Here is a 24517-nt window from a genome sequence, read left to right as displayed (position 1 = left end):
CACCCAACTAATATAAGTCTCAGAAAATGAAACAAATAGGGCTTGGCTAGAGCTCTCTACAAAGGATATGAAATGAAAAAAGTTAGTTTACTAGCAGCGTCAGTGGCTTTCGCTCTAACAGGCTGTGGCTCAGATAGCGACAGTTCAGGTGCAGCACCAGGTGGTGTAGTAATTACGGCAATCGATGGTTACTTACAACATGCTGAAGTATGGGTGGATAAGGACAACGATTTACTATTGAATGAAGCGACAGATACTAAGCTATCCGAGCTAACGAATGCATCTGGTCAGTACACTCTTCCTGATGAGCACAAAGATAACGCAATCTTCATTAAAGCAATTGCAAACCAAACTATTGATAGTACTCGTGGTTTAGTTGCTTCTGATTTTGTTATCGCAGCAACAGCAGGCTCTACAGTAATCAACCCGATGACAAACATGGTTGTTGAGCAATTAGCAAGTGATGACACTCTAACTCAAGAAGACGCGGAAGCGGCAGTAGTTGCCTCGGTAACAGATTCTGGTTCTGGTTTGACTGTCTCTGAAGATCTTATTTTTGGTGACTATATTGCTGATAACACTGAAGAAGCAAAAGCTCTAAATGCTATTGGCGAGACACTTGTCGATCATTCTGATTTGCCTGTAGAAAAGCAGCTCGAATTAACAAATGCTGTTGCAGAAGAAGCTAAAACAATTATTGAAGATCCTTCACAAGAGATTGATGATTTCTCTCCAATCGTTGATATTCCTACTGATGGTAACCCAATCACAGTAGCTCCTAACTCTCGTCCAGTTGACACTGAAAATGGTGTTTTAGAGAACATCACTCTTGAGCCTTCAGATGTATGGGCAGAACTGGATGCTTCTACTTACTTCCAAGATGCAGACGCCGATGCATTAACGTTTGAGCTTAAAGAGCTAGCAAACGATCTCAACGGCCTAACAATTAGTAGCACAGATGGCACTATTACAGGTGACCTTACTACAGCAGGCACTTTTAATTACCAAATCTTCGCAAAAGATGAGCATGGTGCACTGTCGTACCCACTGAATCTTAAAGTCATTAAGTTGGCTGAGAACCTAGCTCCAGAAGTCATCGAAGAAGAACAAAAAAGACTACAGGGTGTGATTAATGGTTGGCAGCTTCAAGAAGGTGAAGTCTTCAACCAAACTATCGACTTATCAGGCTTATTTAACGATACCGATGGCGACATCGTTAAATATCGCTCTGGTGCACTAACTGTTGATGGATTAATTATTACCCCAACTGAAAGTACAAATTCAGTTGTAACAATCTCTGGTACACCAACTAAGTCTTACCCTGCAGGGCAAACTTTCAATGTCGGTGGTGTTGATAACGACGGTGCACCAACCTATGTAACATTCACACTACCTGAAGTTTTAAAAGGCACACCTGTAGAACCGCCACAACCAGAACTAGGCTTCACTCAAGCACACTTTGATAAAGGTGGCGTATGGCAAATGGGTAGCTTTGACTACGGTGATGCAGAGGTAGCATTTGCATCTCTACGTGTGAACAACGGCCAGAATGAACTGTGTTTTGCGACAGATGACTCAAGTCACTTCTCAACACTTAGTCGTGAAGACTGGTTAAGCACGCTAGACAACATGCAGCACAACTACTGGGATCTTGGTCGTGAAAACCTGCTCAATGATACTGACTGTCATGCGGCTACATTAAATGCCAACGGTACAGTTGACCTTACAGGAGACTCCGGTACCGATACCGCGACAATGACTTACCAGAACGTGACCAAAGATGGTGACTATCAGATTGTTATGCTAATCGAGGAGTCTACCGGCCATAAAGAACTATTCTGGATGGACTCAACAGAAGTAGAGGATGGTGTTAACTACAACTCATTCTCTTACCCAAGCCAAAACGACATGACTGTTGATGTAACACTTGATGAGTACCTACTTGTTGATGACCAAGGTAAATACAATGTTCTTTATCCTCTACTGGACAAGTTTACTTACTCAATGACAGGCAAGAATGCAGAGGGCCTTGCAAAAGGCACATACACTGCTACTTCAATTTCCGAACCAGGTGAAAGCTGGTCAGATAACTGGCTTGTTGGTGAAAACATTGATGATCATGACAATACATTGATTAATCCATACTTAGGACTCGTTGAAGATAACGACGACTGCAACTGTGTTGTAACCCGCCGCTACTTTACTTACCGCGACTTTGGTGAATTAACTATTGGTATTGGTGACCACAACAAAGATGCACAGTATGGTTACGGCCATGATGACAACGGCTTTTTCTTCATCAAGTCAAACCAAGAGGAAGCGATCAAACGCATCCATGATGCTTGGGGCAAATAACTAGCCACCAACTTAATACATAGCCCCGCTCACGCGGGGTTTTATTCTTCCACCGAATGACAATCAGCGAAAATCATAAATACATTAAATACATAGCCTTACTGAATATTTTTATAATATTCTTTACGGGTTTTTCTTCATTTTCCGTATCTTGAACCACAGTCATCTACACGGTAAAACCTTGCCAGTTTTTATAAATCACTTCAGATAAATACAGATTTCACTCGGTAAGGATGAAAAGAATGAAGAAGGTTAGTTTACTAGCAGCGTCAGTGGCTATTGCACTCTCAGGTTGTGGCGGTTCAGATGGTGGCTCATCAGATGGCGTAGCTCCAGGCGGTATTGTGATTACTGCAATCGATGGCTACCTAGAGAATGCAGAAGTTTGGGTTGATACTAACAACAACCTAAAACTAGATTCAGAAGATAAACAACTCGAGAGCAACACCAATGCAAACGGCGAGATTACTCTTCCAAATGAGTACAAAGACAAAGCCGTTTTCATTAAAGCTATTGCTGGTCAAACAATCGATAAAACTCGTGGCTTAGTAACATCCGACTTCGACCTAGCAGCTACAGCAGGTGCTACCGTTGTTAGCCCAATGACCAATATGGTTGTTGAACAAATGGAAGCTGATAGCAGCCTTACTCTAGAGCAAGCACAAGAAAATGTGGTTAATTCTGTAACCGAATCCGGTCTTGAAGCTTCTAATGAGCTTATCTTTGGTGACTACATTGCTGACGAATCGCAAGAAGCTGAAGCACTTAACGTCATCGGTGAAAGTCTAGTTGATAACGCTGAACTACCAGTAGAAAAGCAACTAGAGCTAACTGACGCTATCGCTCAAGAAACAAAAGAAGTGATTGATAACGGTGAAAACCTAGAAGACTTCTCGCCTGTTATCGAAGTTCCTGAAGATGGTAGTGCTCCCATTGTCACGCCGAACTCCCGACCTGTACATGACCAAGCTGATAGTCAGTTGAACCCTATTGTTATGGTTAAAGGAGATGCTTGGGCTCCTATCAATGCATCGCAAAACTTTAGTGATGCTGAAGGTGATGTTTTAACTTATGAACTCAAAGAGCTTACAGGAAAACTAAACGGCCTAATCATTGATAAAGTAACAGGTGTCATTAGTGGAACCCCTGAGACTGTTGGTGAATTCAATTACCAAATATTCGCGAAAGATGAACATCAATCACTATCTTACCCTCTCAACCTCAAAGTAACGATTGAAGCAGAAAATACAGCACCTGTTCTAAATAAAGATGAAGAAGCCCGTCTTCAGAAGGAAGAGGTAGAGACATGGTACTTACAAGAAGGTGAGGCTTTCTCTCAAACTCTCAATATCAGCCAGCTATTTAAAGATGAAGATGGATCGATTGAGGGGATTAGAGTTGGTTTAGGTGGTGTTGTTGATGGACTTTCTGTTGATACAGATAGAGAAAACATGCTCGTCACTATCCATGGCACTCCAACTACATCATGGAATCAATATGGCAAACTAACAATTAGCGTTCGAGATAATGACAACGCTTATTCAGAAGATGCCTTATTTCTAATGCCTCACGTATTAGAAGGAGCTCCTGTTGAACCACCAGTACCAGAACTCGGATTTACAGAAGCACACTTCAATAACCAAGAGTGGAAAATGGGTAGCTTTGCCGACAATGACGGTGAAATCGGCTACGCATCACTTGCTAAAGACGAGCACGGACTAATGTTCTGCTGGGGCTCGAATAGCGATGAAAACTACTCAGGCAACATGAGTGACGCACTTGATCAATGGGGTAATAGTTATGCACCTTTTGTTAAGCTAGCCGAGCTAGATAAGCATAATGACTACATGTCACATCAAGATAAAGACTGTATGGATGTGACACTCAATGACGGGAAAATGATTGATAAAGAAGGCGGTATCTACGAGATGCTTTATCAACATCAACCAGAAGACAATGAATACCAGATTATCTTGAAAGTAAATCAAGACGAACTATTCTGGCTCGATTCAACTGCTTTAACATTCGCACAAACTTTGCCAGCTTCTGAGAAGATTACTTCAGGTTTCACTGATTTCGACCTCACGGTTGAGGCTGGAGAGGAATTCGATCCAGAACTTGACGGCTACCCGCTAACGTATGCTGCTGGTCAATTTGTATATGCTGAAAACTCATATGACTACAAGTCAATCAAACCTACAGGCTTCGAAACGCCAGGAAACCTGAGCTACGAGCTTGATAGCTTTGGCCGTGAAGGAATTGTACTAGAAGAAACAGGGGCTGACTCTGATTACAAGACACGCTACCGCTACATCCAACGTGAGTTTGGTGATTTCTACATTGGGGTAAAATGGAGCGAGGAACCACAGTGGAACTACGTATCTGCTCCTGAGTTCGGCCTGTATTCATACGACCAAGAATCAATGGAAAAAGTGATCGATAAACTTCCACTAATCCAAGACTAAGTTCAACGAACTAACAACAAAAACCCCAGCCAATCGCTGGGGTTTCTTTTATCTGGACCTTTTGGCCTATAGCAGCTCAAATACTCTTAAAGCTACTTCACACACATCACGTTAAGAAGTGATGAGCCTTTCAGCTGAGTGACATTGCCATTGGTAAACAGGCCTTTCTTTTGTGCGCCCCAGTATGGCAAATGCATTGGCCAGTCTTTCTGCTCCATCACTTTCGAATTCAAAATGGTTTGCCAATCTTCTTCACTCAACAGCTCCATGCCTAAACCATTACAGGTCTTGCTCGCTTGATCGTAATCCAAACGACTCCAAGGCTTACCTTGCTCCATGTAAAACTGTTGCTTGCCATCAAGAATGTAAGGAACAGAGTAAGTCTTACCAGAGACAGAAGCCGTCAAGCGAACCTCTACCTCAGCATCATTGCTGCTTTTTGAGTTATCTGGAAGTGATTGAATCGCCATCGGCTCAACAGCCGATTTGCTCGCAGCTTTAGGAGTTGGAGCCTTCGGCGCTGGTGTAGAAGCTTTAGCAACAGTTGCCGTCGCAGGCGCTTTTGGCGCAGCACGCTCGATAGGTTGCGCTTCTACTCGAGGCTTCGGTGAAGACGCTTTGCCCGCTTTTGCAGTAGCCGCAGTAAGTGGCGCTACATTGGTTGATTGAGATTTATCGACCATACGGATGAAGGCTTCTTTGTAGCCCGGTACCTTACGAACCTGAAGCAGCTCTTTGCGTGCATCCGCATAGTTAGAGTATGGGCCAATCAGGCAACGGTAGTTACCCTGCTCTGGTTTCATCCATACATTGGTCGAGATATTCTTATAGATGGGTTTCGCTTTCTCTAGCGGCAACGGGTCGTTAAGCAATCCACACTGAACCCAAAATAGATTGCTCTCTGAATGAGTCTTAGGTGCTTTACTGCCCCAAACCCCTTTACCAATAGGACAAGAAGCTTCTAGTTGAGGCAGTTGATCTGTACTGGCCTGAGTAGCATCACAAAGAACCGACTCCGCCTGCACATGACCAGACAATGATGCCCCAATCGCGAACAGCGCTAAACCCAAACCTTTCCGTGAACCACGACATACTGCATTTATTGTCACTTTCATACCCATCACTCAACCCTCAAGGGTAAAATTATTACCGACACAGTGTCGATAAAAAATGAATTCCATTTTAGACATTATTGACTACATCAATAACTCATAGTTCCTAAACTATAAGCAAAAAAAGAGCCGTAATTGCTTACGACTCTTAGTTTAGTGAGCTTTTTTATTAAAAATCAATCGCTCGGGATCAACCTTTGTAGATTTTCGGGTTAAATACGTCGCGTAACCAGTCACCAAGCAGGTTAATCACTAGCACTAACGTTACCAGTACCACACCAGGGAAGGCAGTAATCCACCATGCACCAGAGAAAATGTAGTTAAAGCCAATGCTGATTAAAGCACCAAGCGATGGTTGGTCAACTGGAAGGCCAAGACCTAGGAAAGAAAGTGCCGCTTCTGACATGATGGCATTTGCCACCTGTACCGTAGAAATAACCAAGATTGGAGATAAACAGTTCGGCAGAATGTGGCGGAACATGATTCGTGGAGCTTTAAAGCCCATCACACGCGCCGCTTCCACATACTCTTTCTTCTTCTCTGCTAATACCGATGCACGAATGGTACGTGCATATTGCGGCCATTCCGCAATACCAATGATCACCACCAGCATGACTACGGCATACTGCGCATAGAAGTCACTACCAAAGCTCGCCTTAAAGATAGCCGAAACAATGATCGCAACCATCATGGTTGAGAAAGAGAGCTGAACATCGGCAAAACGCATCAGGAAGCTATCGATACGACCACCGAAGTAACCCGCTGACAGACCGATGATGATACCCAGTGTTAGCTGAAGGCCTACCGCTAAGAAACCAATCGTTAGTGACAAACGAGAGCCGTAAAGCATGGTCGATAGAATGTCACGACCTTGTTCGTCCGTACCCAATAGGAAACGCTCGTCGCCATCTTCCATCCATGATGGCGGTAGCTCTGAGTCCATGATGTCAATCGACGTCACATCATATGGGTCCATCGGCGCGAGAATCGGTGCAGCCAAAGCCATCACCAAGAATGCAGTAAAGACAGCGAAGCTGAACATCGCCACTTTGTCACGTAAGAAGTAGTACAGAATGTCTGACTGCTTAAAGCGCTCCCAACGAGATGGAGCTGTTGTTGATTGTTCCATGATTATGCTCCTTTCCCTGTAATGTTCACTGTTGGGTTAATGATGCCGTATAGCAGGTCAACAATGGTGTTGGTTACTACGAAGATAAGACCAACGAAGATAACGTATGCGGTAATCAGTGGTGTATCCACTCGGTTAATCGCTTCAAGGAATAGGAAGCCGGTACCCGGCCACTGGAATACTGTTTCAGTCAGGATGGTGTAAGCCACCATAGTACCGATTTGCACACCACCTACTGTTAGTACTGGTAGCATGGTGTTTTTCAGTGCGTGTTGGTAGTAAATCTTGTTCAGTGCTAGACCTTTCGCCTTACCAAACTTGATGTACTCAGAGCTTAGAACTTCTAGCATCTCAGAACGCACTAGACGGATGAATAGCGGTAGCATGATAGAAGCCAGTGCAATACTTGGTAGAACTAGGTGTGCAAGGCCATCTAGCGTAAAGAAGCCCGACTCCCAGCCAAGCCAGTTAGCGGTTTCACCACGTCCATAAGAAGGCAGCCAGCCAAGTTCAATAGAGAACACATACATCAGCATAATGGCCGTTAGGAACACTGGGATCGAGATACCGATACTACTGCCCGCCATGACCAGCTTGGTAAAGAAACTTTTTGGGTGAATCGCCGAGTAAACCCCGAGTGGGATCGACAAACAAACAATGATAAGCGATGCACCAAACACTAACTCAAGTGTAGCCACCAGCTTGTCTAAGATAACGTCAACTGCAGGACGCTTAAAGAAGTACGAAGTACCAAGATCACCCTGTAGAGCGGCGCCTACAAAGCGAGTGTATTTTGTAATGAAGGGATCGTTGAGGCCCAGTTCATCACGCAGCGCTTGACGCTCCGCTTCTGAAACAGACTGACCTACCAACTCACGTAACGGGTCGCCCAGGTTATCCTGAATGGCAAACGCCACCAAACTGATCACAAACATCACTATCAGTGCCTGAAACAGGCGCTTGACCAGAAACGTAAACATTCCTTGCCCCTTATCTATCCATGACTATCTAGTTAAATCCGTAACTAGATAACAAATATTCAGTCTTAAAAAAGGTATCTAGCCAGACTGAAGGAAGACTAAATACCGAAACTTAATAGAACAACTTAAAAAAGCGAGAGCCTGAACCAACAGGCTCTCACATCTAGCATGCTAGATTACTTTACAACTAGGTCGCCGAAGTAAGGCATAACCATTGGGTTAACTACGTCAGCAGCACCAACGTTAGACTTCGCGCCCCACGCTTCACTTTGCCAGTGTAGCGGTACGAATGCAGCGTCGTTGTATAGTGTTGCTTCAACGCCTTTCAGCATCACAGAACGTTTAGCTGGATCTGTTTCCGTGTTTGACGCTTCTACGATCGCATCCATCTCTGGGTTAGAGTAACCAGAACAGTTGTACTGACCACGACCAGTTTCTTCGTTACGAGTCATTGTTAGGAACTCGTTGAAGTTCGCTGAATCTTCTGTATCTGAGTGCCAACCGATCATCATCATGTCAGCTGAACATAGGTCAAACTCAGGCCAGTATTGCGCTTTAGGCATTGTCTTCAGGTCAACCTTGATGCCGATCTTAGACAGCATAGCTGCAGACGCTTGAGCTACTTTCGCATCGTTCACGTAACGGTTGTTTGGTGCCATCATTGTTAGCGTGAAGCCGTCTGCGTAGCCCGCTTCTTTCATCAGCTCTTTTGCTTTCTTAAGATCGTAACGTGGCACTAGCTCCTCGTTGTGACCTGCGTAGCCTGTTGGGCTTTGCTGACCAGCAGCGGTTGCGAAGCCTTTCATGATCTTCTTAACGATACCTTCGTTGTTGATTGCGTGAACAATCGCCTGACGAACGCGAACGTCTTTAAGAGCTTCGTTGCTGTTTTGGTTCATTTGGAAGGTGATGATACGAGTACCAGGTAGCGTCACAAGGTCGATGCCTTTCGCGTTCTTAACACGCTTGTGATCGTTTGGTGCTACTGGGTGAATCATATCTACGTCACCAGAAAGAAGTGCTGCTACACGCGTTGCGTCTTCTTTGATTGGTACTAGCGTTAGGTTATCAACGTTACCTTTTGTCTCTGTGTCCCAGTAATCGTTGAAACGTTTGAACTGAACTTTTACGCCCTGCTCACGCTCAGTAACGATGAATGGACCTGTACCAGAAACGTTAGTCGAAGCGAACGAGTTACCGTGCTTCACTAGCTCAGACTTATCTTTGCCATCTGCAGTCTTACCAGAGTAGAACTTGCTATCCATTGGGAAGATGTAAGTCGCTGTTTGTAGTACTAGTGGGTAAGCCGCTTTAGATACTAGCTCAACTGTGTAGTCATCTACTTTTACCATCTTCTCGTATGGTGTGAAGATAGACTTAAAGTCTGGAGACGCTTGTAGACGTTCGAAAGTCCACACAACATCGTCAGCTGTTAGTTCGTTACCAGAGTGGAATTTCACACCCTTACGTAGGTTAAAGCGGAAAGTCGTTTCATCAACACGCTCCCAGCTAGATGCTAGGCGGCCTTCAAAATCCATCTCTTGAGTGAAACGTACTAGAGGGTCAAACACCATGTGAGACATTTGCAGTGTGCCACCAGACAGCTGCTCGTGCGGGTCAAGTGATACTGGGTCAGCTGCGTAGCCAACGGTAATATCTGCTGCTGCTGCACTAAAGCTTAGGCCAGCTGCCATCAAAGCGACTGCTAATTTGCTTTTCATGGTTTTCATTTGCATAACTCCTTCATGCGGGAATCCAGATCCCTAGTTGTTGTATTTGCGTCTGTTTTATTTTTAAAGCAGGCTCAACCTCACCCGCTTACATTTATACCGCGGCGTTAGCCACTGCTTTTTCTTCTCGTAAGCCTGTAAATTCAGGCATTAAAGAAATCAATTGTTTGCTGTACTCATGCTGAGGTGATTGGAACAACTGCTCGGTCGGCGCGACCTCAAGCAGTGTACCCATCTGCATCACACCCACGCGGTCACACATCTGACGAATAACCGGTAAATCGTGACTGATGAACAGCATGGTTAGGTTTAGCTCATCCTGTAGGTCTTTTAGTAGGTTAAGAATTTGCGCTTGAACCGATACATCCAGTGCCGACGTTGGTTCATCACAAATCAGAAGACGAGGACGAGTTGCCAGAGCACGAGCGATAGAAATACGCTGACGCTGACCACCAGAAAATTCATGTGGATACTTAACACCAGCCATCTTACCCAGACCAACGTGATCTAAGAGATCGTGTACGATCTGACGCGTTTCATTCTCGTTACGAGTTAGTTTATGGAAACGGATAGGCTCAGCAATGATGTCGAATATCTTCATTCGAGGGTTCATTGATGTGTAAGGGTTTTGGAACACCATCTGCATCTGACGACGCATTGGACGGCGCTCTTTCTCAGACTTAAGCCCTGTCAGATCAACGCCTTCGAACGTTACCTTGCCTGAGTTTGGTGCATATAGGCCCGCAATCACACGTGCGATTGTTGACTTACCAGAGCCAGACTCACCTACAAGGCCAAAGGTTTCACCTTCATGCACCTCAAAACTCACATTGTTTGAAGCTTGAACGTACTCACGGCGGCTCTCAAAGAACGAATCTTTAGTGGTAAAGCGCAAGTTTACGTTTTCCACATTCAGTAGTGGGCCAGTGTATTCGCGATGATCTTGGCTTTGACCTAGCCAGTGGTTCTTAACATCCAGAGGCTCCATCTCGTGCGCTTCTTCGATGTAGCTCACTAGAGGGAAGCGATCGAGTTTACGATCTGAACGCGGAACCGCAGAGATCAAGCTGTGCGTGTATGGGTGCTCAGGAGTACCAAGGACTTTCGCCGTTGGACCAAACTCAACTAAATCACCACGATACATTACCGCGACGCGATCGGTTACGTTGGAAACCACACCCATATCGTGCGTTACCAACATACAACCTACATTCTTCTTGATACACAATTCACGAATCAGACCTAAGATTTGGTCTTGGATCGATACATCCAGTGCTGTGGTTGGTTCATCGGCAATAATAAGATCTGGCTCACCCGCCAGTGCAATTGCGATAACCACACGCTGACGCATACCGCCGGAGAATTGGTGAGGGTACTGCTTAAGACGGTTTTCAGGTTGAGGAATACCAACCTGATTCATTAGATCCAGAGCGCGTTGATAAGCCTCTTCATCAGAAACCTTCATGTTAGCGTGTATCGTCTCTTTCAGTTGCTGCTCAACGGTGAAAAGAGGGTTAAGAGATGTCATCGGGTCTTGGAAGATGAACCCGATCTTTGAACCGCGTACTTTACGCATATCTTCAGGTGATAAGCCTGATACTTTCTCACCATCTAAGAAAACTTCACCACTCGCGATGCGACCTGGAGGGCTCAATAGATCGATAACTGCGTTACCAACCGTTGACTTACCGGCACCAGATTCCCCTACCACACCCACGATCTCTCCGCGCTCAATATTGAACGAGAGTGATTTCACCGCAGCGTGCACACCATGACGAGATGGGTATTCGATGCGAAGATTTTTTACTTCTAAAAGTGACATTACCAGACCTCTACTGCTTTGGCAGCTTTCTGCCCTGTCTGCAAAATTGAATCCATTCTTACCAGAATAATGTTCTGATATTTTATACGGTTCACAATTTGGCAAATAATTCACAGAAAAGCAACAAAAATAGGATAAAAAGTCGACATTAAACGTCAAGCAAGCAAAAACACCATATAATTATTCACTAAATAAGCATATAGTAAGAAGAAATCAGTATTTATTCCCTGTCAAAAAAGCTAAACAAACGCCTTTATTCATATGCATGTATAAGATTTACAGACCGCCAAAGCATATTTTGTCTTTAGTCACTTTGTGTAAATAATTATTCCACACAACACTTAACAATATAGAAACATAATCTACTTTAGATCAAAATAGCCATAATTTAATCCGAATAACATCACAAAAACAGAAGTTTAAACTAAAAATTATTTACAGAATTGATAGTAAGAACCTTGTAGAAAAGACAGTAATATTTCGTGGGTATTCGTGTTTTGAAAGGTAAAATAACCGGAAGTGCTCACCTTGTGTTTACCTCAATAAGGTGACCTAAAACGGCTCTATTCGCAAAATATTCCCTCAGTAAGGTTTGATGACAAATCATCCACCAACCTAAGAAAAAGAACATTCTCTTAATGAGATAAACGCCCTAAAAAGGCAAGCACGCTTAATATTAGTGCAAAGTTTCATCAACCACTTCAATACATTAATCGCCGTAGCACTAATTTAGGGCAAAGCCTATCAACTAGAGGTTAATCATATGCCTTTATGTGCATTTAAGAGTGGTCATTGACAGTTCGTTAATTTCCATTCTGAGATCGATGAACAGAGATTAACGTGAGTGACTGAGTTGAGGATTCTTAAGGTGGTCGGAGAAAAGGGAGGTGATGCGACTGGATTTTCATCGGACTGGCGCACCAGCCTCCTACCCCCAGATCTAAAACCATCAAGATTTCAGATGCAAAAAAGCCCCGTCATTTCTGACGAGGCTTTCTTATAGTGGTCGGTGAAGAGGGATTCGAACCCCCGACCCTCTGGTCCCAAACCAGATGCGCTACCAAGCTGCGCTATTCACCGACAAAATTAATGGGGTGGCTAACGAGATTCGAACTCGCGACCACCGGAATCACAATCCAGGGCTCTACCAACTGAGCTATAGCCACCACTAATTTTTTTGTATAACCGCCTAAGCGATTATTGAAATAGTGGTCGGTGAAGAGGGATTCGAACCCCCGACCCTCTGGTCCCAAACCAGATGCGCTACCAAGCTGCGCTATTCACCGACTTATGTTTTGTCCTGATTTTATCAGAACTGGAAGCCGAAGCTACCGATATTCTTAAAAGAAAAATGGGGTGGCTAACGAGATTCGAACTCGCGACCACCGGAATCACAATCCAGGGCTCTACCAACTGAGCTATAGCCACCATTGTTTCTTTCTTGCCAATACTCACTTGTCGAAACAAGTGTCCGGATGGCGCGCCTGAAAGGATTCGAACCTTCGGCCTTTGGCTCCGGAGGCCAACGCTCTATCCAGCTGAGCTACAGGCGCATGCCCTGTCGGCGGAGTGGAATAATACGTATATCACCCTAGGTCGTCTAGTACTTTTTTTATTTTTTTTCTCGTTTGCTCTCTTTTTCGACAGTTAATATGTGATAAACCCCTTATTTGAGTACTAGAACCCCCTATTGCCTATAAGTTGTTGTTTATTGCAACAACTTATCGGGATATAATCACCCATTATTTACATTGATTTAACAGTCGCTTTTTGCAACTAAAATCAACACACCCCTCTAACACTATAATTGGTAGGCACGTACTTACCTTGGGAATGTAAAGTGAGTTTAATGGATATGTCTCGTCGAATTTTAAGCCTTGTCATCGCAGCAGTGACTTTTTCAACGACAGCGGTCGCATCAGAACTGAGCCAAGCAGAGCAAGACGCTATTGCTGAGCGCATCAAGCCCGTTGGTCAAGTTTACCTAGTTGGCAGCGAACCCGTTGCTGCTGAACCAACTGGTCCTCGTGATGGCGCAACTGTTTACGGTACTTTTTGTATTGCTTGTCACGCTTCAGGCGTAAGTGGCGCACCTAAAACGGGTGATGCTGCAGATTGGGCTCCTCGTATTGCTCAAGGTCGAGACATTCTTGCTGACCACGCAATCAACGGCTTCAATGCGATGCCAGCAAAAGGTTCATGTATGGACTGTTCAGATGATGAGATCAAAGACGCTATCGAGCACATGATCGCAGGTCTGTAAGTAAACCGAAATTCTAAAAAAGGAGACCAAATGGTCTCCTTTTTGTTTTTCTGGCTTATTTCTTATTAAACATCGCTCGGATGTTCGCAATATGTGCTTGGCCTTTCTCCATACGCTCTTCTTGAGATTGAGGCTTTTTCACTGTTTCCCACTCCACATCATCATGCGGCAGTTCATCTAAGAAACGACTCTGTGTCGGCTTAATCAGCTCACCAAATTGTCGGCGTTCACGGCACTTAGTAAAGGTTAGCTCTTTCTGAGCACGAGTGATGCCTACATACATCAATCGGCGCTCTTCTTCGACATTGCCTTCATCAACACTGGTTTGGTGTGGAAGAATCCCCTCTTCAGCCCCCATGAGATATACATACGGGAACTCCAGACCTTTTGATGCGTGTAGTGTCATCAATTGAACTTGGTCTGCATCGTCATCATCTTCACCGCGCTCCATCATATCGCGCAGAGTCAATCGCTGAACCACCTCTCTCAATGTCTTCTCTTCTTTATCGTAGTTGTCACCCTCGAGGTCAGCCACGATCCAGCTGTAAAGATCAGAGACGTTCTTCATACGCATCTCTGCCGCTTTCGGGCTTGCAGAGGTTTCGTATAACCAATCTTCGTAATTAATATCACGAACCAAAGAACGCACGGCATCGACCGTATTACCACGCTCAGCATTATCAGAAATACGGACAATCCAGTCGGTGAATCGGCGCAGGTTCTCTAGACCTCGCCCAGTCAGAGTCTGCTCCAAGCCCATTTCAAAGCTTGCCTCAAACAAACTCTTGCCACGCATATTGGCGTAACTACCCAACTTCTCAAGTGTCACAGGACCAATCTCACGGCGTGGCGTATTCACAATACGTAGGAAAGCATTATCGTCATCTGGGTTCACCAACACTCGCAGGTAAGCCATGATGTCTTTAATCTCTGCGCGAGCGAAGAAAGAAGTACCGCCGGAGATTTTGTAAGGAATACGGTTCTGCATCAGCGCTTTTTCTATCAAACGCGACTGGTGGTTACCACGGTAGAGCACCGCATAATCTTTATAATCGGTACGATTTAAAAACTTATGCGCGATGATCTCACCAGTAATGCGCTCTGCTTCATGGTCTTCATTCTTAGCATTGAGTACCTTGAGCTTTTCGCCGTCTGGGATCTCTGAAAAAAGAGACTTTTCATAAACGTGCGGGTTATTGGCAATCAGGATATTAGCTGCTCGCAAGATACGACTGGTTGAGCGATAGTTCTGCTCTAGCTTGATTAGACGAAGATTCGGGTAGTCTTCGCCAAGTAGCACCAAGTTTTGCGGTTTCGCACCACGCCATGAGTAAATAGATTGATCATCATCGCCTACCACCGTCAAACGACCGCGCTCGCCGACTAATAGACGCACTAACTCATATTGGCTGGTGTTGGTATCTTGGTACTCATCGACCAACAAATAACGAATACGCGACTGCCAACGTTCACGCACTTCTTGATTGGTTTTCAGCAGTAATACGGGCATCGCAATCAGATCATCAAAATCGAGGGCGTTGTACGCTTTCATCTGCTTTTGGTACATCTCAAAACAGAAGGCAAACAGCTGCTCTTGATCACTCTTAGCGCGCGCTTTCGCTTGATCTGGCGTGAGCATGTCATTTTTCCAATTCGAGATTGTGCTCAGTAACTGACGCAGAAGATCCTTGTCGCCATCGATCTGCTTTTCCGTTAGCTCTTTAAGTAGAGCCAGTTGGTCTTGATCATCAAACAGAGAAAACCCAGCTTTCAAGCCAAGTGCTTTGTATTCACGACGGATGATGTTCAAACCCATAGTATGAAACGTTGAGACAATCAGCCCTTTTGATTCATTCTTGCCTAATGTTTGCCCCACACGCTCTTTCATTTCACGCGCGGCTTTGTTGGTAAAAGTCACAGCCGCAATATTTCGAGCTTTGTAGCCACACTCCTGAACCAAATAGGCGATCTTATTAGTGATAACACGTGTTTTACCCGATCCAGCTCCCGCTAATACTAAGCAGGGGCCCGACACGTACTTCACGGCTTCGTCTTGTCTTGGGTTCAGTCTCATTAGATTCTCGATGTCATCTCAGGGTCAATTGGAATTCGCGACTATAATAATGCTGCAATGTTTTGAATGCTACGTTCTCTTATACAAGATTTTTACGCTTTTTGTATAAAACCAACTTGCACGAATGTATGGTTCTTGAGCTATAATGAATGAACGTTCATTCACTAGTGATGAGATTATGACCAATCATACCTCTCAGGATAAGCGCTTACAGATACTCTCTGCCGCCGAGACACTGATCGCAGCGGAAGGTTTTCAAGGCCTTTCAATGCAGAAGTTGGCGAAAGAAGCAGGAGTCGCTGCTGGCACTATATATCGCTATTTCGATGATAAAGAGCACTTAATTGAAGAGGTGCGTATTCAAGTTACTCAACGCATTGCAGAAGCGGTTCAACATGGAGTCGATGACTCAGCACCGATCAAGCAGCGTTACAGAACTATGTGGCTCAACATATGGAACTTGGCTGGCACCAATTTAGCGGCAATCAAAAACCGCGTTCAATATGACTCTTTACCTGTAACAAATAGTAAAACTTTCAGGGAACTAGAAAGAAAAATGTTTGCCCAAGTTGAGCTGTTGTTTAACGAAGGCAAAGAGCAAGGGCTATTTAAACCACTTGATAATGAAGTATTAGGTGGGCTGAGCTTAGCGGCAAGTGTCTCACTCGCGCGTAAGCATTCTTTAGGTTTTTACCATCTCGATGATGAGGCTCTCGAAGCAGCCATTGAAGCGAGCTGGGACGCAATAATTAAACACTGATCGGAGTTTTGACCATAATGAAAAAGTGGACTTTCTTCATGTTACTCATCGCTGTGCTTCTTTTTGGCAGCGTAATTGGGTTCAACATGTTCAAACAACAAAAAATTGCTGAATACATGGCAAACCGACCTGAGCCTGAGTTCCCAGTAACGGTAACTGACGTTCAACCGATCGACTGGGTTCCAGTAATCGAAGCTATCGGTTTCATCGAACCCAACCAAGGTGTGACACTGGCGAACGAAACCAGTGGCGTTATCGATCAAATCTCTTTTGAATCGGGTACTGAGGTTAAGAGCGACCAACTATTAGTTCGCCTAGATTCAGACGTTGAGAAAGCTAATCTGAAAAGCTCTCAAGCGCGTCTACCGGCTGCACAAGCTAAGTACAAGCGTTACCAAGGTCTATTCAAGAAAGGTTCTATTTCAAAAGAAGCATACGATGAAGCAGAAGCGAACTACTTCTCTCTCTCGGCTGATATTGAGAGCCTAAAGGCTTCGATCGCTCGTCGTGAAATTCGCGCACCGTTCGACGGTACTGTGGGTATTCGTAATGTGTATCTAGGTCAATACCTTCAATCAGGTACTGATATCGTGCGTTTAGAAGATACAAGTGTAATGCGTCTGCGCTTCACGGTTTCTCAAACGGATATCTCACGCATCAATGTTGGCCAAGCGGTTGATATCTTTGTTGATGCTTACCCAGAGACACCGTTTGAGGGCTCAATCAGCGCTATTGAGCCAGCAGTAAGCGTGCAAAGTGGTCTGATTCAAGTTCAAGCAGACATTCCAAACAGTGATGGCAAGCTACGTAGCGGTATGTTCGCTCGTGCCAACATCATTCTACCGACTCTAGAGAACCAAGTTGCGCTGCCACAAACAGCGATCACTTTCACTCTATACGGTGACAATGTTTACATCTTGACTGAAGAAGATGGCGTGAAACGCGTAACACAACACGTAGTAAAAGTAGGTGAACGTACTGCAGACATCGCTCACATCCTTGAAGGTGTGAAAGCCGGTGATGTAGTGGTGACTTCAGGTCAAGTTCGTCTAAGTAATGGTGCCAAGGTGCGAGTTGTTGAGAGTGATGCAATCACCCCACCTTCTGAAACACCACAGTTATAATTGGAGTCACAATGCGCTTTACTGATGTTTTTATTAAACGTCCAGTTCTAGCGGTATCCATCAGCTTTTTGATAGCCCTGCTTGGCTTGCAAGCAATCTTCAAGATGCAGGTGCGTGAATACCCAGAAATGACGAATACTGTAGTAACCGTTACCACGAGTTACTACGGTGCGAGTGCCGACCTTATACAAGGTTTTATTACCCAACCCCTAGAGCAAGCTGTTGCTCAGGCGGATAATATTGACTATATGACTTCATCGTCGGTTCTTGGTAGCTCTACCATTACCGTCAACATGAAGTTGAACACAGATCCAAACGCGGCTCTGTCGGACATATTGGCCAAGACAAACTCGGTACGTTCTCAACTTCCAAAAGAGGCAGAAGATCCAACCGTAACGATGTCTACAGGTTCAACAACGGCGGTACTCTACATTGGCTTTACCAGTGATGAGTTGGCTTCGAGTCAGATTACCGACTACCTAGAACGTGTAATTAACCCGCAGCTATTCACGGTAAACGGTGTATCGAAGGTTGATCTATATGGTGGTATGAAATACGCACTACGCGTATGGCTAGATCCGTCAAAAATGGCGGCAGTTGACCTAACTGCTAGCGATGTTATGACTGTATTGAACGCCAACAACTACCAATCGGCAACAGGCCAAGCAACGGGTGAGTTCGTACTTTACAACGGTAGTGCCGATACACAGGTTTCAAATACTGAAGAGTTAGAAAACCTTGTTGTACGAAGTGGCGAAGGCGAGATCATTCGTTTGTCTGACATTGCTAAGGTATCTCTTGAGAAGAGCCATGATGTTTATCGTGCGAGTGCCAATGGCCAAGAGGCCGTTGTAGCAGCGATCAACGCTGCACCGAGTGCCAACCCGATCAATATCGCGGCAGATGTACTGGAGCTTCTTCCTCAACTAGAGAAGAACCTACCAAGCAACATCTCGATGAACGTGATGTATGACTCGACCATCGCTATCAATGAGTCTATTCAAGAGGTTATCAAAACCATTCTTGAAGCGGCCTTGATCGTACTGGTCGTTATCACCCTGTTCCTAGGTTCGTTCCGTGCGGTACTGATCCCAATCGTTACTATCCCACTGTCTCTAATCGGTGTGGCAATGGTAATGCAGGCGATGGGTTTCTCATGGAACCTGATGACACTACTGGCAATGGTACTTGCTATCGGTCTGGTGGTAGATGATGCGATCGTTGTTCTTGAGAACGTCGACCGTCACATCAAGCTTGGTGAGTCGCCATTCCGTGCAGCAATCATCGGTACTCGTGAAATCGCGGTTCCAGTTATTGCAATGACGCTAACGCTAGGTGCGGTATACGCGCCGATCGCGATGATGGGTGGTATAACGGGCTCACTATTTAAAGAGTTCGCACTGACACTTGCCGGTTCGGTTTTTGTATCCGGTATCGTAGCACTGACGCTTTCACCTATGATGTGTTCAAAAATGCTTAAAGCTCATGCAGAGCCAAGCAAGTTTGAGCAGAAGGTACACGGTGTTCTTGATGGTATGACTAACCGCTACGAGCGCATGCTTGGCGCTGTTATGCAACATCGTCCTGTGTTCATCGGTTTTGCTATCATCGTATTTGCCAGCCTGCCAATGCTGTTCAAATTTATCCCTAGTGAGCTTGCGCCATCTGAGGATAAAGGTGTAATCATGCTTATGGGTACCGCACCATCGAATGCGAACCTAGACTTCATGCAAAACACCATGAACGACGTCAACACGATTCTATCTGATCAACCAGAAGTAGCGTACGCTCAAGTATTTACCGGTGTACCAAACGCAAACCAAGCCTTTGGTATTGCATCTATGGTGCCTTGGAGTGAGCGTGAGACAAGTCAGTCAGAAGTGGCTAACCGTGTCGGTGAGTTAGTTAAAGATGTACCAGGGATGGCGGTAACGGCGTTCCAAATGCCAGAGCTTCCAGGTGCAGGTTCAGGTCTTCCAATTCAGTTTGTTATCACAACACCAAACAGCTTTGAGAGCCTTTTCCAGATCACGACTGACATTCTGGCAGAAGTATCTTCAAACCCGCTATTCGTTTACTCAGATCTTGATCTGAACTACGACTCAGCAACCATGAAGATCAACATCGATAAAGACAAAGCCGGTGCTTACGGCGTGACAATGCAAGATATCGGTATCACGCTAGGTACAATGATGTCAGATGGTTACGTAAACCGTATCGACCTCAATGGTCGTTCGTACGAGGTTATCCCACAGGTTGAGCGTAAATTCCGTCTTAACCCTGAGTCGATGAACAACTACTACGTACGTGCAGCTGATGGCAGAGCCGTTCCTCTAGGCAGTTTGATTACCATTGATGTGGTGGCAGAACCTCGCTCTCTTCCTCACTTCAACCAATTAAACTCAGCAACGATTGGTGCAGTACCCGCTCCAGGTGCTGCGATGGGTGACGCAATTGCATGGTTTGAGAACATTGCAGAGACCAAGCTACCAAGTGGTTACAACCATGACTACATGGGTGAGGCTCGCCAATACGTAACCGAAGGTAGCGCACTATACGCAACATTTGGTCTAGCACTGGCGATCATCTTTCTAGTTCTGGCGATTCAGTTCGAGTCTGTGAAAGATCCACTGGTTATCATGGTTTCGGTACCGCTGGCGATCTGTGGTGCATTGATTGCCCTTGCGTGGGGTGCAGCAACCATGAACATCTACTCACAAGTCGGTTTGATAACGCTGGTTGGTCTGATTACCAAGCACGGTATCTTGATTTGTGAGGTTGCAAAAGAAGAACAGCTACACCACCAAAAATCACGTATTGAAGCAGTAATGGAAGCGGCGAAGGTTCGTCTACGTCCGATCCTAATGACGACTGCAGCGATGATTGCAGGTCTTATCCCACTGATGTACGCAAGTGGTGCTGGTGCAGCTCAGCGCTTCAGTATCGGTATCGTAATCGTTGCTGGTTTGGCTATTGGTACAATCTTTACTCTGTTCGTACTGCCTGTTATCTACAGCTACCTAGCAGAGAAACACAAGCCACTACCGGTTTTTGTTGAAGATAAAGACCTAGAGAAACTGGCTCGTGTCGACGAGGCAAAAGCAGCTCACAGAGAATTAGCTGACAACAACTAACCTCGAGTTTCACGTTAATCGCAAAAAGGTCACTTCGGTGGCCTTTTTTTATACGCCACAGGCGACATCTCCACTGCGATTAAATAGAATAGTAGGAAATATTCAGGAGTTTTAATTGATATGTTTGATCCAAAAAAACTAGAGCAGATTGCTAAACAAATCCATGACTCTATGCCTCAGCCAGTAAAAGAGCTAGGTTCTGATGTGGACCAAAAGGTTCGCCAAGTTATTCAAGGCCAGCTAAACAAGCTAGATGTTGTCAGTCGTGAAGAATTCGATGTTCAAACTCAAGTTCTATTGCGCACACGTCAGAAGCTGACTGAGATGGAACAAAAGCTAGCGGATTTAGAAACTAAGCTCGCTGACAAATAAGCGTTACCGCAAAAGATACAAAAGGGTTGATGTGAGAGCATCAACCCTTTTTTATACCCTAGATTTCCCAAAGATTGATTCGAGAACAAAGATCTTCGTTAGCAAGCTAGGTCTCTAAAAACAAAAAGGCTTGGTCAACGGCGACCAAGCCTTTTAATTAGATGTTGTGTTTTTTATTTATGACTCCAATTTTTTGGAGTTCTTTAAATTCTTACTATCGTGTCGAGTTACGAAGTTAGCCGCCTACTGCAATACGCTTCATGTCGCTCATGTAAGCACGTAGCTCTTCACCGATGTACTCAACTGGGTGGTTACGGATAGCTTCGTTAACTTCAATTAAACGAGCGTTGTCGACTTGGTTAGATGTTTCACCTAGACCTTTACCAATCACGTCTGTCGATACTGAAGGCATGAACTTCTCACGCAGTAATGGCGTTGCTACGTTTGCAAATAGGTAGTTACCGTATTCAGCTGTATCAGAGATTACTACGTTCATTTCGTATAGGCGCTTACGAGCAACCGTGTTCGCGATTAGTGGAAGCTCATGTAGAGATTCGTAGTACGCAGACTCATCGATGATGCCAGATGCAGTCATTGCTTCGAATGCTAGCTCAACACCTGCACGAACCATCGCAACCATTAGGATACCGTTGTCGAAGTACTCTTGCTCAGAGATTTCAACGTCGCCCGCAGGGTAGTTTTCGAATGCTGTTTGACCTGTCTCTTCGCGCCAGCCTAGTAGGTTCGCATCGTCGTTTGCCCAGTCAGCCATCATAGTGCTAGAGAATTCGCCTTGGATGATGTCGTCCATGTGCTTGTTGTAAAGCGGACGCATTAGATCTTTTAGCTCTTCAGAAAGCTCAAATGCTTTGATTTTAGCTGGGTTAGATAGGCGATCCATCATATGTGTTACGCCACCAAACTTAAGCGCTTCAGTGATGGTTTCCCAACCGTATTGTAGAAGCTTACCAGCGTAGCTTGGGTCTACACCGTCAGCAACCATCTTCTCGTAAGATACAATAGAACCCGCTTGTAGCATGCCACAAAGGATAGTTTGCTCACCCATAAGGTCAGATTTAACTTCAGCAACGAAAGAAGACTCTAGACAACCTGCGCGGTGGCCGCCTGTACCTGCAGCCCAAGCTTTCGCGATATCCCAACCTTCGCCTTTAGGGTCGTTTTCTGGGTGAACAGCGATAAGAGTTGGAACACCAAAACCACGCTTGTACTCTTCACGTACTTCAGTACCAGGACACTTAGGTGCAACCATAACAACGGTTAGGTCTTTACGAATCTGCATACCTTCTTCAACCACGTTGAAGCCGTGTGAGTAACCTAGTGCAGCGCCATCTTTCATCAACGGCATTACTGTCTCAACAACGTTTGTGTGCTGTTTGTCTGGAGTAAGGTTGATTACTAGATCCGCTTCAGGGATTAGCTTTTCGTAGCTATCTACTTCAAAACCGTTCTCTTTTGCGTTTTTGTAAGATTGACGCTGCTCGTCAATCGCAGCCTGGCGAAGTGCGTATGCTACGTTCAAGCCAGAATCACGCATGTTTAGACCTTGGTTCAGGCCTTGAGCACCACAACCAACGATAACGACTTTCTTGCCTTTCAGGTAATCCGCTTCAGTTGCAAATTCACTGCGGTCCATGAAACGACAACGACCTAGTTGGTCTAGCTGCTCGCGTAGGTTTAAAGTATTGAAATAGTTAGCCATCTGGGCGCTCCTTTTAAGAATTTTTCCGTTGAGGTCGGTAGCTTTGTTACCGAATGAGTTCATACTAAAACAGACATGCGGTTGCTTAAAGTGATATATTCACAATTAGTTATTGCAATTAATGCAACATGGAAACATTCGTAATATATGAACATAAAATCATTACAGTTATTCATACATTTGTGTGACAGCAAGAACTTCAGCAAGACAGCGGCGGCAATGCATGTCAGTCCATCAGCTTTAAGTCGCCAAATTCAGAAACTCGAAGATGAAACTGGGCAAGAACTCCTGATTCGAGATAACCGTAGTGTCGATCTTACGCCAGCAGGAAAGCAGCTACTTCCCGTTGCGCTCAATATTGTCAGTGAATGGCAACAGTACAACCTTCATTTAAAAGGCGGAGAACAAGAGCTGAAAGGTGAGATTCGAATCTTCTGCTCAGTGACTGCAAGCTATAGTCATCTGCCTGAGTTAATTACTGAGTTTCGAGCTCTCCATCCTTATATTGAATTTAAACTCTCAACGGGCGACCCAGCTCAAGCGATAGATAAGATCCTCAATGACGAAGTCGATATCGCTATTTCCGCTAAGCCAGATATCCTTCCATCACGCCTCGAATTTGAAACGATTAGTGATATCCCGCTATCTGTTATTTCTCCAGCAGGAGTCAGTAGCTTCAGCCAACAACTACAGGCTGAGCACATCGATTGGAATGAGTTGCCTTTTATTATTCCAGAGGCAGGCACAGCACGTGAACGTGCCAATGCTTGGTTCAAGAAACTAAAAATCAAACCCAATATCTATGCTCAGGTATCAGGCCATGAAGCGATCGTCAGTATGGTCGCTCTTGGATGCGGTATTGGAATTGCGCCAGACGTTGTAATCAATAACAGCCCAGTAAGAGATAAGGTTGAGCGCTTAAAGATGGAGCCTATTAAGCCTTTTGAGCTTGGAGTATGTTGCAAACGAGCACAACTAGATAATCCACTCATTCGAGCATTCTGGCAGGTTGCAGAAGGGAAATATTTAACGGATTAGCTATCCGAGATGGTTAAATAGAGAGAACGACATGAAAGGGCACGCTAGTGCTCTTTTTTGTTATTTGAATTTCGATACGACAGAAATGAAAAAAGCCCGCTGATTTCTCAGCGGGCTTTTCAATGGTGGTGGAGGGATAGGGATTTGAACCCTAGAACCGCTATTAACGGTTGCCGGTTTTCAAGACCGGTGCTTTCGACCACTCAGCCATCCCTCCAATAAATTGTCATCAACAGATTAGTACACTGTTGAGGTTGTTACTTGTTACACAAGTAACTAAATCAAAGCCTGGCGATGTCCTACTCTCACATGGGGAAGCCCCACACTACCATCGGCGCTATTGCGTTTCACTTCTGAGTTCGGCATGGAATCAGGTGGGTCCACAACGCTATGGTCGCCAAGCAAATTCTTAAAATTCGGAAAGCTGTTTATTGTTTAT

General features: G+C 44.9%; 15 protein-coding genes, 6 tRNA genes and 1 rRNA gene. 8 read left to right on the top strand and 14 right to left on the bottom strand.

Annotated elements, in window-relative coordinates; genetic code table 11:
* Positions 1 to 72 precede the first annotated feature (72 nt).
* Complete coding sequence (locus tag L1D60_RS17050; RefSeq protein ID WP_239842166.1) at positions 73 to 2355, top strand: putative Ig domain-containing protein; 2283 nt, start codon at positions 73 to 75, stop codon at positions 2353 to 2355.
* Between the two features lie 242 nt (positions 2356 to 2597).
* Complete coding sequence (locus tag L1D60_RS17045; RefSeq protein ID WP_239842165.1) at positions 2598 to 4820, top strand: Ig domain-containing protein; 2223 nt, start codon at positions 2598 to 2600, stop codon at positions 4818 to 4820.
* A 92-nt stretch (positions 4821 to 4912) separates the two neighbouring features.
* Here L1D60_RS17045 and L1D60_RS17040 read toward each other — a convergent pair whose 3' ends face one another.
* The 10 genes from L1D60_RS17040 to L1D60_RS16995 all read right to left on the bottom strand — a co-directional run bounded on the left by L1D60_RS17040 (position 4913) and on the right by L1D60_RS16995 (position 13146).
* Positions 4913 to 5935 carry an SPOR domain-containing protein gene (locus L1D60_RS17040; RefSeq protein ID WP_239842164.1) on the bottom strand — a complete coding sequence of 341 codons (1023 nt, stop codon included), beginning with the start codon at positions 5933 to 5935 and terminating at the stop codon, positions 4913 to 4915.
* A 187-nt stretch (positions 5936 to 6122) separates the two neighbouring features.
* Complete coding sequence (locus L1D60_RS17035; RefSeq protein ID WP_239842163.1) at positions 6123 to 7061, bottom strand: ABC transporter permease; 939 nt, start codon at positions 7059 to 7061, stop codon at positions 6123 to 6125.
* Positions 7062 to 7063: 2 nt separating this feature from the next.
* Positions 7064 to 8041, bottom strand: coding sequence for an ABC transporter permease (locus L1D60_RS17030; RefSeq protein ID WP_032551023.1), 978 nt, complete (start codon positions 8039 to 8041; stop codon positions 7064 to 7066).
* Positions 8042 to 8217: 176 nt separating this feature from the next.
* The gene (locus tag L1D60_RS17025; RefSeq protein WP_239842162.1) at positions 8218 to 9771 is read right to left on the bottom strand and encodes an ABC transporter substrate-binding protein; all 1554 of its coding nucleotides are present in this window, start codon (positions 9769 to 9771) and stop codon (positions 8218 to 8220) included.
* A gap of 94 nt (positions 9772 to 9865) precedes the next feature.
* The gene (locus tag L1D60_RS17020) at positions 9866 to 11593 is read right to left on the bottom strand and encodes an ABC transporter ATP-binding protein (protein WP_239842161.1); all 1728 of its coding nucleotides are present in this window, start codon (positions 11591 to 11593) and stop codon (positions 9866 to 9868) included.
* A 1003-nt stretch (positions 11594 to 12596) separates the two neighbouring features.
* Positions 12597 to 12673 (bottom strand) — tRNA-Pro (locus L1D60_RS17015).
* Positions 12674 to 12683: 10 nt separating this feature from the next.
* A tRNA-His gene (locus tag L1D60_RS17010) sits at positions 12684 to 12759 on the bottom strand.
* Between the two features lie 43 nt (positions 12760 to 12802).
* Positions 12803 to 12879, bottom strand: a tRNA-Pro gene (locus L1D60_RS17005).
* 66 nt (positions 12880 to 12945) lie between these two features.
* Positions 12946 to 13021 (bottom strand) — tRNA-His (locus tag L1D60_RS17000).
* A gap of 48 nt (positions 13022 to 13069) precedes the next feature.
* Positions 13070 to 13146 (bottom strand) — tRNA-Arg (locus L1D60_RS16995).
* A 296-nt stretch (positions 13147 to 13442) separates the two neighbouring features.
* On the opposite strand from L1D60_RS16995, the gene L1D60_RS16990 reads away from it, so the two are divergent.
* Complete coding sequence (locus L1D60_RS16990; protein ID WP_239842160.1) at positions 13443 to 13856, top strand: cytochrome c5 family protein; 414 nt, start codon at positions 13443 to 13445, stop codon at positions 13854 to 13856.
* A gap of 55 nt (positions 13857 to 13911) precedes the next feature.
* Here the strand turns inward: L1D60_RS16990 and rep are convergent, their stop codons facing one another.
* Complete coding sequence (gene rep / locus L1D60_RS16985) at positions 13912 to 15930, bottom strand: DNA helicase Rep (RefSeq protein ID WP_239842159.1); 2019 nt, start codon at positions 15928 to 15930, stop codon at positions 13912 to 13914.
* A gap of 178 nt (positions 15931 to 16108) precedes the next feature.
* On the opposite strand from rep, the gene L1D60_RS16980 reads away from it, so the two are divergent.
* From L1D60_RS16980 to L1D60_RS16965, 4 genes are all read left to right on the top strand, one after another.
* Positions 16109 to 16690, top strand: coding sequence for a TetR/AcrR family transcriptional regulator (locus L1D60_RS16980; RefSeq protein ID WP_239842308.1), 582 nt, complete (start codon positions 16109 to 16111; stop codon positions 16688 to 16690).
* 17 nt (positions 16691 to 16707) lie between these two features.
* Entirely contained in the window at positions 16708 to 17814 is a 1107-nt protein-coding gene (locus L1D60_RS16975) for an efflux RND transporter periplasmic adaptor subunit (protein ID WP_239842158.1), read from the top strand.
* An 11-nt stretch (positions 17815 to 17825) separates the two neighbouring features.
* Positions 17826 to 20948: a multidrug efflux RND transporter permease subunit gene (locus L1D60_RS16970; RefSeq protein ID WP_239842157.1), complete on the top strand. Its 3123-nt coding sequence runs from the start codon at positions 17826 to 17828 to the stop codon at positions 20946 to 20948.
* Between the two features lie 120 nt (positions 20949 to 21068).
* Positions 21069 to 21320: an accessory factor UbiK family protein gene (locus tag L1D60_RS16965; RefSeq protein ID WP_239842156.1), complete on the top strand. Its 252-nt coding sequence runs from the start codon at positions 21069 to 21071 to the stop codon at positions 21318 to 21320.
* A 235-nt stretch (positions 21321 to 21555) separates the two neighbouring features.
* Here L1D60_RS16965 and ilvC read toward each other — a convergent pair whose 3' ends face one another.
* Positions 21556 to 23040 carry a ketol-acid reductoisomerase gene (ilvC, locus tag L1D60_RS16960; RefSeq protein ID WP_239842155.1) on the bottom strand — a complete coding sequence of 495 codons (1485 nt, stop codon included), beginning with the start codon at positions 23038 to 23040 and terminating at the stop codon, positions 21556 to 21558.
* Positions 23041 to 23187: 147 nt separating this feature from the next.
* Here ilvC and ilvY point away from each other — a divergent pair, with 147 nt between their 5' ends.
* Positions 23188 to 24078, top strand: coding sequence for an HTH-type transcriptional activator IlvY (ilvY, locus tag L1D60_RS16955; protein WP_239842154.1), 891 nt, complete (start codon positions 23188 to 23190; stop codon positions 24076 to 24078).
* Positions 24079 to 24204: 126 nt separating this feature from the next.
* Here ilvY and L1D60_RS16950 read toward each other — a convergent pair.
* Together L1D60_RS16950 and rrf are read right to left on the bottom strand one after the other, a co-directional pair.
* Positions 24205 to 24295, bottom strand: a tRNA-Ser gene (locus tag L1D60_RS16950).
* Between the two features lie 69 nt (positions 24296 to 24364).
* Positions 24365 to 24480, bottom strand: a 5S ribosomal RNA gene (gene rrf, locus L1D60_RS16945).
* Positions 24481 to 24517 lie beyond the last annotated feature (37 nt).

The organism is Vibrio sp. Isolate30 (genome assembly GCF_022397975.1).
Lineage (GTDB): Bacteria > Pseudomonadota > Gammaproteobacteria > Enterobacterales > Vibrionaceae > Vibrio > Vibrio fortis.
The sequence above is the reverse complement of the archived record's forward strand: the minus strand, read 5'-3'. Positions and strand labels throughout refer to the sequence as shown.

Excerpts from the sequence above, each read along its gene's own strand:
- L1D60_RS17050 (WP_239842166.1), top strand. The coding sequence starts at position 73 with ATGAAAAAAGTTAGTTTACTAGCAGCGTCAGTGGCTTTCGCTCTAACA.
- L1D60_RS17020 (WP_239842161.1), bottom strand. The coding sequence starts at position 11,593 with ATGTCACTTTTAGAAGTAAAAAATCTTCGCATCGAATACCCATCTCGT.
- L1D60_RS17025 (WP_239842162.1), bottom strand. The coding sequence starts at position 9,771 with ATGAAAACCATGAAAAGCAAATTAGCAGTCGCTTTGATGGCAGCTGGC.
- L1D60_RS16980 (WP_239842308.1), top strand. The coding sequence starts at position 16,109 with ATGACCAATCATACCTCTCAGGATAAGCGCTTACAGATACTCTCTGCC.
- L1D60_RS17035 (WP_239842163.1), bottom strand. The coding sequence starts at position 7,061 with ATGGAACAATCAACAACAGCTCCATCTCGTTGGGAGCGCTTTAAGCAG.
- L1D60_RS17045 (WP_239842165.1), top strand. The coding sequence starts at position 2,598 with ATGAAGAAGGTTAGTTTACTAGCAGCGTCAGTGGCTATTGCACTCTCA.
- ilvC (WP_239842155.1), bottom strand. The coding sequence starts at position 23,040 with ATGGCTAACTATTTCAATACTTTAAACCTACGCGAGCAGCTAGACCAA.
- L1D60_RS16970 (WP_239842157.1), top strand. The coding sequence starts at position 17,826 with ATGCGCTTTACTGATGTTTTTATTAAACGTCCAGTTCTAGCGGTATCC.
- L1D60_RS16990 (WP_239842160.1), top strand. The coding sequence starts at position 13,443 with ATGGATATGTCTCGTCGAATTTTAAGCCTTGTCATCGCAGCAGTGACT.
- L1D60_RS17040 (WP_239842164.1), bottom strand. The coding sequence starts at position 5,935 with ATGAAAGTGACAATAAATGCAGTATGTCGTGGTTCACGGAAAGGTTTG.
- L1D60_RS16965 (WP_239842156.1), top strand. The coding sequence starts at position 21,069 with ATGTTTGATCCAAAAAAACTAGAGCAGATTGCTAAACAAATCCATGAC.
- ilvY (WP_239842154.1), top strand. The coding sequence starts at position 23,188 with ATGAACATAAAATCATTACAGTTATTCATACATTTGTGTGACAGCAAG.
- L1D60_RS17030 (WP_032551023.1), bottom strand. The coding sequence starts at position 8,041 with ATGTTTACGTTTCTGGTCAAGCGCCTGTTTCAGGCACTGATAGTGATG.
- L1D60_RS16975 (WP_239842158.1), top strand. The coding sequence starts at position 16,708 with ATGAAAAAGTGGACTTTCTTCATGTTACTCATCGCTGTGCTTCTTTTT.
- rep (WP_239842159.1), bottom strand. The coding sequence starts at position 15,930 with ATGAGACTGAACCCAAGACAAGACGAAGCCGTGAAGTACGTGTCGGGC.